Annotated in this window: 8 protein-coding genes; 5 read left to right on the forward strand and 3 right to left on the reverse strand. The window is 73.8% G+C overall.

Annotated elements, in window-relative coordinates; translation table 11 throughout:
- Positions 1 to 967: SAM-dependent methyltransferase (locus GA0115233_RS39140; RefSeq protein ID WP_107406501.1), on the reverse strand; the 967-nt coding region annotated here is incomplete at its 3' end.
- Between the two features lie 118 nt (positions 968 to 1,085).
- Between GA0115233_RS39140 and GA0115233_RS39145 the strand changes: the two genes are divergently transcribed.
- On the forward strand, positions 1,086 to 2,285 hold the full coding sequence (locus GA0115233_RS39145) for a sensor histidine kinase (RefSeq protein WP_093725468.1): 1,200 nt from the start codon (positions 1,086 to 1,088) through the stop codon (positions 2,283 to 2,285).
- A 63-nt stretch (positions 2,286 to 2,348) separates the two neighbouring features.
- A complete protein-coding gene (locus tag GA0115233_RS39150; protein WP_093725458.1) occupies positions 2,349 to 3,020 on the forward strand; it encodes a response regulator transcription factor in 672 nt (223 codons plus the stop codon).
- 10 nt (positions 3,021 to 3,030) lie between these two features.
- Here GA0115233_RS39150 and GA0115233_RS39155 read toward each other — a convergent pair whose 3' ends face one another.
- On the reverse strand, positions 3,031 to 4,137 hold the full coding sequence (locus GA0115233_RS39155; protein ID WP_093725460.1) for a DUF5937 family protein: 1,107 nt from the start codon (positions 4,135 to 4,137) through the stop codon (positions 3,031 to 3,033).
- 142 nt (positions 4,138 to 4,279) lie between these two features.
- Between GA0115233_RS39155 and GA0115233_RS39160 the strand changes: the two genes are divergently transcribed.
- Positions 4,280 to 4,483, forward strand: a complete 204-nt coding sequence (locus GA0115233_RS39160; protein WP_093725470.1) for a hypothetical protein — start codon at positions 4,280 to 4,282, stop codon at positions 4,481 to 4,483.
- On the opposite strand, the gene GA0115233_RS39165 is transcribed toward GA0115233_RS39160, so the two are convergent.
- Entirely contained in the window at positions 4,473 to 5,711 is a 1,239-nt protein-coding gene (locus GA0115233_RS39165) for a threonine aldolase family protein (RefSeq protein WP_093725462.1), read from the reverse strand. The genes GA0115233_RS39160 and GA0115233_RS39165 overlap by 11 nt on opposite strands.
- 145 nt (positions 5,712 to 5,856) lie before the next feature.
- Here GA0115233_RS39165 and GA0115233_RS39170 point away from each other — a divergent pair, with 145 nt between their 5' ends.
- Both GA0115233_RS39170 and panC read left to right on the forward strand, forming a co-directional pair.
- Complete coding sequence (locus GA0115233_RS39170) at positions 5,857 to 6,777, forward strand: Rossmann-like and DUF2520 domain-containing protein (protein WP_093725464.1); 921 nt, start codon at positions 5,857 to 5,859, stop codon at positions 6,775 to 6,777.
- On the forward strand, positions 6,774 to 7,467 hold a 694-nt coding region (gene panC, locus GA0115233_RS39175), incomplete at its 3' end, for a pantoate--beta-alanine ligase (RefSeq protein WP_093725466.1). The genes GA0115233_RS39170 and panC, both read left to right, overlap by 4 nt.

The following is a 7,467-nucleotide window of genomic DNA, read 5'->3' on the forward strand; positions in this document are numbered from 1 at the left end:
GTCGCGGCTCCGTGCCCGCGCCGTGCTCACCGGTCCGCGCGCGGTGGTCATCGGCTCCCACGCCCGCGCGTGAGTGCGCTTCCACGCCCGCGCGTGATTCCTCGCCCGAGCCCGCGCTCACCGCCGCCCCCGCGCCCCGCGCACCGGTCTCCGCGCCCGAGCCCAACGCCTCCCGCGCGCCCGCCCCTGCCCGCGCACACGCGTCCAGCGCCACATGCGCCGTGATGTCGCACGACCCGTCCGGGACAGGCGCCGTCTCCCGCCCGTCCCGGAAGCCGGTCAGGGTCCCGAACAGCGGGCGCGAGTCCACGGTGTGGGAGTAGTCGACCGCGACCGCGAGCCCGCGCGCCACCGACGCGAGCGCCGCCGCCCACGCCTCGTCACGGGGCCGCCCGATCTCGGCCCGGAGCCCCTCCTCCGGGGGCAACGGCCACCACCGGGCGAGCCACGACGCGTCCGCGCCGTCGACGGGCTCCCCGAGCCGCTCGGTGCCGTCGCGGCGTACGAGCACCAGGCGGGGCACTCCGGCCGCGTCGACCTCCGCGACCTCGACCGGCACGTTGTCGAGCCACTCGTTGGCGAAGAGCAGGCCCGTGATGCCGTGCGGCGGCCGGGGCAGCCACTCGATCCGGTGGTCGAGGCCGGGCGGGCGGGGAGCCAGTTCGACGGCGTACGCGTGCGTACGGGCAAACACGTCGGCGGGGAGCGCAGCAAGGACGGCGGTGATCAGTTCGCCGCGGCCCGCCGCCATGTCGACGAAGTCGAGGGTCCGGGGGCGGCCGAGCGCCTCGTCGACGTGGCACAGCAGGCGGGCCAGTGCCTCGGCGAAGAGGGGCGAGGCGTGCACCGACGTACGGAAGTGGCCCGCAGGGCCCTCGGGCCGGAGGTAGAAGCCGTCAGGGCCGTACAGCGCCTCCTGGGCCGCCGTCCGCCACCCGCGCCATTCCCCGTCTGTGTCTCGCGTCACCGGCCCAGGCTAAAGGCACAGGGGAACGGGGCCTCCACCTTGCGGAGTACGAGCACCGGCCCCGGATCGGCCCTCCGGTTGACCCGTGCACACGTCACGCTTCCCTACGCTGGGTTACGTGCAGCGCATCTATGACTTCATCCGCAGGCACCCGACATGGGTCGACAGCTTCTGGGCCGTCTTCCTGTTCGGGATCTCGTGCGTGTCTGCGGTCGCGCAGCAGGAGGTGGAGCACGCCGAACCGGTGGCCGTCGTGCCGATCGCCCTGCTGCTCTCCCTGGTGGTCGCCCTGCGCCGGCGGATGCCGGAGAAGATGCTGCTGCTGGCCATCGGACTCGGTGTGGCCCAGCTGGTACTGGACGTCGAGACGATGCCCGCCAACTTCGCCATGCTGGTGATCACCTACACCGTCGCCGCGACCGGCGCCCGCTGGGCCTCCCGGCTGGCTCTCGGCGTCGGCCTGTGCGCCGCGCCCCTGGCGCAACTGCGCTGGCCGGAGCGCGAGGCGAACGCGCTGCAGTACCTCGCCATCATCGTCTTCACCACCGTGCCCTTCGCCCTCGCCTGGGTGCTCGGCGACTCGATACGCACCCGGCGCGCCTACTTCGCGGAGCTGGAGGAGCGCGCGAGCCGGCTCGAAAAGGAGCGCGAGGCGCAGGCGAAGGTCGCGGTCGCCGCCGAACGCGCCCGGATCGCGCGCGAACTCCATGACGTGGTCGCGCACAACGTCTCGGTGATGGTCGTGCAGGCCGACGGCGCCGCCTACGTCCTCGACGCCGCCCCGGACCAGGCGAAGAAGGCCCTGGAGACGATCTCCTCCACCGGCCGCCAGGCCCTCGCCGAGATGCGCCGCCTGCTGGGTGTGCTGCGCACCGGCGAGCACCAGGAGAGCGGCGAGTACGTCCCGCAGCCCGACGTCGAGCAGATCGACGACCTCGTGCAGCAGTGCCGCAGCGCCGGGCTGCCCGTCGACTTCAAGGTCGAGGGCACCCCGCGCCCGCTGCCCAGCGGCGTCGAACTGACCGCGTACCGGATCGTGCAGGAGGCGCTGACCAACACCCGCAAGCACGGCGGCCCCAACGCGGGCGCGAGCGTGCGGCTGGTCTACTTCGACGACGGGCTCGGCCTGCTCGTCGAGGACGACGGCAAGGGCGCCCCGCACGAGCTGTACGAGGAGGGCGGCATCGACGGCCAGGGCCACGGTCTGATCGGCATGCGTGAGCGGGTCGGCATGGTCGGCGGCACGCTGGACGCCGGCCCCCGCCCGGGCGGAGGATTCCGCATCAGTGCCCTGCTCCCGCTCAAACCCGTGCACTGAGGCGAACCGCGCCCCGTGTTGACACCTGTAAGGCCCCCGCAGACGGACATGGAAGAGGACCCGATGACGATCCGCGTAATGCTCGTCGACGACCAGGTGCTGCTGCGCACCGGGTTCCGGATGGTGCTCGCCGCCCAGCCGGACATGGAGGTCGTCGCGGAGGCGGGCGACGGCGTGGAGGCGCTTCAGGTACTGCGGGAGACGCCCGTCGACGTGGTGCTGATGGATGTGCGCATGCCGAAGCTGGACGGTGTGGAGACCACCCGCCGCATCTGCTCGGACCCCAACCCGCCGAAGGTGCTGATCCTGACCACCTTCGACCTCGACGAGTACGCCTTCTCCGGGCTGAAGGCGGGCGCCTCCGGCTTCATGCTCAAGGACGTGCCGCCCGGCGAACTGCTCGCCGCGATCCGCTCCGTGCACAGCGGCGACGCGGTGGTGGCCCCCTCGACCACGCGCCGTCTGCTGGACCGGTTCGCGCCGATGCTGCCCAGCACCGGCAAGGAGCCGCAGCACAAGGAGCTGGGTCGGCTCACCGACCGTGAGCGCGAGGTCATGGTGCTGGTCGCGCAGGGGCTGTCCAACGGCGAGATCGCGGCCCGGCTGGTCCTCTCGGAGGCGACCGTCAAGACGCACGTGGGCCGCATCCTGACCAAGCTGGGGCTGCGCGACCGCGTGCAGGTGGTGGTCCTCGCCTACGAGACCGGCCTGGTGCGGGCCGGCGGACAGGGCTGAGGCACCTCGCTCACCGCAGCAGCGCCTCCAGGAAGTCGCTGCCGAGCCGGGCCACCGCCGCCACGTCCAGCTGGTGCAGGACGTACCGCCCGCGCCGCCGGGTGGTCACCAGGCCCGCCTTCTTCAGCGCACCCAGGTGCCGGGATATCTCGGGCGCGGTCATGCCGTGGATCTGGACCAGCTCGCCCGTGGTGTAGGTGCTGCGGGCGAGGTTGCGGCACAGCTGCATGCGCACCGGGTGGGACAGCGCGGTCATCCGCAGGACCAGCTGGTCGACCGAGGGCGGCGCGGCCGGTTCGGCGGAGGTGACCGGGTAGTGCAGGACCGGCTGCCAGCCGTGCCGGTGCAGCACCATCAGATGCGGGCGGCCCAGGCCGGTCGGGATGAGCAGCAGGCTGCGGTCGCGGATGACGGTGTGGCCCTGGCGCAGCTTGTCGATGGTGATCCGGTCGCCGTCCTCGTCGAGCGTGATGGCGGCGGACACTGAGGTGAGCGCCTCGGCGAGTCCCTTGTGCCGCATCAGGTCGGTCCGGTGGCGGGCGTCGGCGGCGAGTTGGTGGCGCAGGCGGTCCCAGACGTCCGCGAAGAACGCCTCGTCGCAGTCCTCCAGGAACCGCCGCAGCCAGGCCCGGATCCGCGGCGGGTCCTCCAGCAGCCGTTTGGTGAAGCGCAGTTGCTGCGGCCCGCGCGCGGCGGCCAGTTCCAGGGCGCGGCGGCGCAGCTCGGCGTCGGCGAGCGCCGACGGGCCGGGGGTGGTGTACGGCAGCGCGCAGGTGAACTCCAGGGCCGCGTCGACGAACTGTTCGTCCGTCAGTTTGTCGAGCAGGTCCAGGTCCTCGGCGAGGCTCGCGCCGGGGAGAGCGGGGCCGCCGGGGACTCCGGCGCACGGCAGGAACAGGTCCGAGAACGTCGTACGCCACAGGAAGTCGGCCTCGCACATGCGGTCGGCCAGATGCGGGTCGAGGCCCGCCGTCACGCTCGTCACCCAGCCCTGGAGGCCGGGATGGTGCGCGGGCTCGGACAGGGCGTGCAGCGCCATGCCGAGCTCGGCGAGGGGAGAGGGCACGACGGCGACCCTCTCCGGCCGCAGCCCCGCGATGTCGATGCTCACGCTCATGCCCTCATGGTGCACCCGGCCACTGACAACGCCGTCCTCGTTTGACGCCCGCCGTCAATCGACGCGACGCGGGCGCCCGGGAGGCGCAGGCTGGGAAGACACGACCGGGGCGCCGCGGAGCCGTCCCGTGGAGGCGAAGGCCATGAGCATCACCCAGCAGTACCTCCTCGACGCCTACCGGGCCCAGCAGCACGGCGAGCCCGCCCCGCCCGCTCCGGGCACCCACGACGCGCGGGTCGTACGGCAGTGGCGGGACGAGCGCCGGTTCCGTGCCGTCCTCGCCGGGCGCCCGGCCGGGGGCAGGCTCCGTCTTGCCCTCGCCCGCGTGCTGCGCCCTACGCGCTGACCTGCTCCGCCAGCCGCTCGGCGAACTCCGCGACCGCCGTGCGCACGTCGGCGGCGCTCCACTCCAGGCCCGCCGCGCGCACGTCGATCTCCGTGACGGCGAGCCCGGGGCCGGGCGCGGCCCAGGGACGGGAGAACAGCAGCGTCCCCGTCTCTTCGGCGTGCCGGACGGCGGCCTCGGCGACGGTGTCGGCGTCGTGCGGCAGCCAGAGCTGGAACTCGTTGGTGTGCGGTACTTCCGGATGGACCCGGGCCCAGGGCAGGCCCGCCGCGGCGAACCCCTCCCGCAGCGCCTCGGCGACCACGCGCGCGTGGCGGACGTAGTCGGGCAGCCGGGGCAGCTCCCGCTCCAGGCCCACCAGGGCCGACAGCGCGGTCGGGAACTGCTGGAAGACGGTGCCGCCGTACCGGTGCCGCCACGCCTTCAGCTCGTCCACGAGGGTCTGCGGGCCCGCGACCGCGGCGCCGCCGTAGCCGTCGAGGGACTTGTAGAAGGACACGTAGACGCTGTCCGCCAGGTCCGCGATCTCGTCCAGGGGGCGCCCGAAGTGCACGGTGGACTCCCACAGGCGCGCGCCGTCGAAGTGCACCACCGCCTCGCGCTCCCGCGCCGCCTCGGTGACCTCGGTCAGCTCCTCGAAGGACGGCAGGACGAAACCGGCGTCCCTCAGCGGCAGCTCCAGCATCAGCGCGCCGAACGGCTCGTCGAGGCCGCGTACCTCGTCAGCGGTGGGCTGCCGGGGCTCGCTCGTCACCCTCACCGGGCGCAAGCCGCTGACCTGGCTGAGCGCGTTGCGCTCGTGCACTTCCGGGTGGGCCAGCGCGTGCAGGGCGACGGCGGGGTTCTGGGTGCGGCCCGCCCAGCAGCGCAGGGTCACCTGCTGGGCCATGGTGCCGGTCGGGAAGAACGCGGCGGCCTCCTTGCCGAGCAGGCCGGCGACCTTGGCCTCCAGGGACTCGACGACACCGTCGCCGTACATGTCGGCGGGCTCGTCGAGGTCGTACACCTCCGCCGCGTGCTCCAGCAGCGCGAGCCGCTCGCGGAGCGTGCGTTGTGCCACAGCGCGCCCCAGCGTGCGCCGTGCGCCCCTGGACGCGCGGATGCGCCGCTCTCTGAGGCGCTCGCGCCGTTCGGTGTCCGAGAGCCGCTCCGTACCCTGCTGATTCGTCTCCGCCGCATCGCTCACCCCCGGATCATGTCGCGCACCGCCCCCCTCGGGCACCCGCATTTCGGCAAGCGTTTGCCCCGCGCGGGAGGGGTCGCGGGAAACCCACAGGCTGTGGACAGCCGAACGCCCCTCGAACCAATCGCGTTAACATGACGAGAAATCGTCCGGTACCCCGAGCGGACTGGAACGGGAAGGCCACCGTCGCGTGAGTACAAGCCAACAGCCAGATCCGAAGGACCGCCCCGCGCGGCTCACCGTCGGCGTCGTCGGCGCCGGTCGGGTGGGACCCGCGCTCGCCGCGTCCCTCCAGCTCGCCGGGCACCGCCCGGTGGCCGTCTCCGGGGTCTCCGACGCCTCCCGGCGCCGCGCCGCGCAGATGCTGCCCGACGTGCCGCTGGTGGCCCCCGCCGAGGTCCTGCGCCGCGCCGACCTGGTCCTGCTCACCGTCCCCGACGACGCCCTGCCCGGCCTGGTCACCGGACTCGCCGAGACCGGCGCCGTACGCCCCGGCCAGCTCCTGGTGCACACCTCCGGCCGCTACGGCACCAAGGTCCTCGACCCCGCCCTGCGCGCGGGCGCCCTCCCGCTGGCCCTGCACCCGGCGATGACCTTCACCGGCACCGCCGTGGACGTCCAGCGCCTGGCCGGCTGCTCCTTCGGCGTCACCGCCCCGGAGGAACTGCGCCTGGCCGCCGAGGCCCTCGTCATCGAGATGGGCGGCGAGCCGGAGTGGATCGCCGAGGAGATGCGCCCGCTCTACCACGCCGCCCTCGCCCTGGGCGCCAACCACCTGGTCACCCTGGTCGCCCAGTCCATGGAGCTGCTGCGCGCGGCAGGTGTCGAAGCCCCCGACCGGATGCTCGGCCCGCTGCTCGGCGCCGCCCTCGACAACGCCCTGCGCTCCGGCGACGCCGCCTTGACCGGCCCCGTCGCGCGCGGGGACGCGGGCACCGTCGCCGCGCACGTCAGCGAGCTGCGCCGGCACGCGCCCGGGACGGTCGCCGGATACCTGGCGATGGCGCGCGCGACCGCCGACCGGGCACTCGCGCACGGGCTGCTCAAGCCCGAACTCGCCGAAGACCTGCTCGGAGTGCTCGCCGACAGCACCAAGGGAGACGCGGGATGACCACCACCCTGCTGCGCACCGCCGCCGAACTGGCCGCACGCGCGCGTACCGGCCGCCGTGCCGTCGTGATGACCATGGGCGCGCTGCACGAGGGCCACGCCACCCTGGTCCGCCACGCGCGGGAGATCGCCGGGCCGGACGGCGAAGTCGTGGTCACCGTCTTCGTCAACCCGCTGCAGTTCGGCGCGGGCGAGGACCTCGACCGCTACCCGCGCACCCTCGACGCCGACCTCAAGCTCGCCGAGGAGGCCGGCGCGGACGTCGTGTTCGCGCCCTCCGTGGACGAGGTCTACCCCGGCGGCGAACCCCAGGTCCGGATCAGCGCGGGCCCCATGGGGGAGCGCCTGGAGGGCGCCTCGCGCCCCGGGCACTTCGACGGCGTGCTCACCGTGGTCGCCAAGCTGCTCCACCTCACCCGGCCCGACGTGGCGCTCTTCGGCCAGAAGGACGCCCAGCAGCTCGCCCTGATCCGCCGCATGGTCCGGGACCTGAACTTCGGCATCGAGATCGTCGGCGTGCCCACCGTGCGCGAGGACGACGGCCTGGCTCTGTCCAGCCGCAACCGCTACCTCTCGCCCGCCGAGCGCCGCACCGCGCTCGCGCTGTCCCGCGCGCTGTTCGCGGGCCAGGACCGGCACGCGGCGCAGGAGGCGCTGCGCGCGCGGGCGCGCGAGGTGCCCGCCACGCACG

The sequence above is a fragment of the Streptomyces sp. DI166 genome (assembly GCF_900091315.1).
Lineage (GTDB): Bacteria > Actinomycetota > Actinomycetes > Streptomycetales > Streptomycetaceae > Streptomyces > Streptomyces fuscus.

Coding starts and splice junctions, on each gene's coding strand:
- GA0115233_RS39150 (WP_093725458.1), top strand. CDS start 2,349: ATGACGATCCGCGTAATGCTCGTCGACGACCAGGTGCTGCTGCGCACC.
- GA0115233_RS39155 (WP_093725460.1), bottom strand. CDS start 4,137: ATGAGCGTGAGCATCGACATCGCGGGGCTGCGGCCGGAGAGGGTCGCC.
- GA0115233_RS39160 (WP_093725470.1), top strand. CDS start 4,280: ATGAGCATCACCCAGCAGTACCTCCTCGACGCCTACCGGGCCCAGCAG.
- GA0115233_RS39165 (WP_093725462.1), bottom strand. CDS start 5,711: ATGCGGGTGCCCGAGGGGGGCGGTGCGCGACATGATCCGGGGGTGAGC.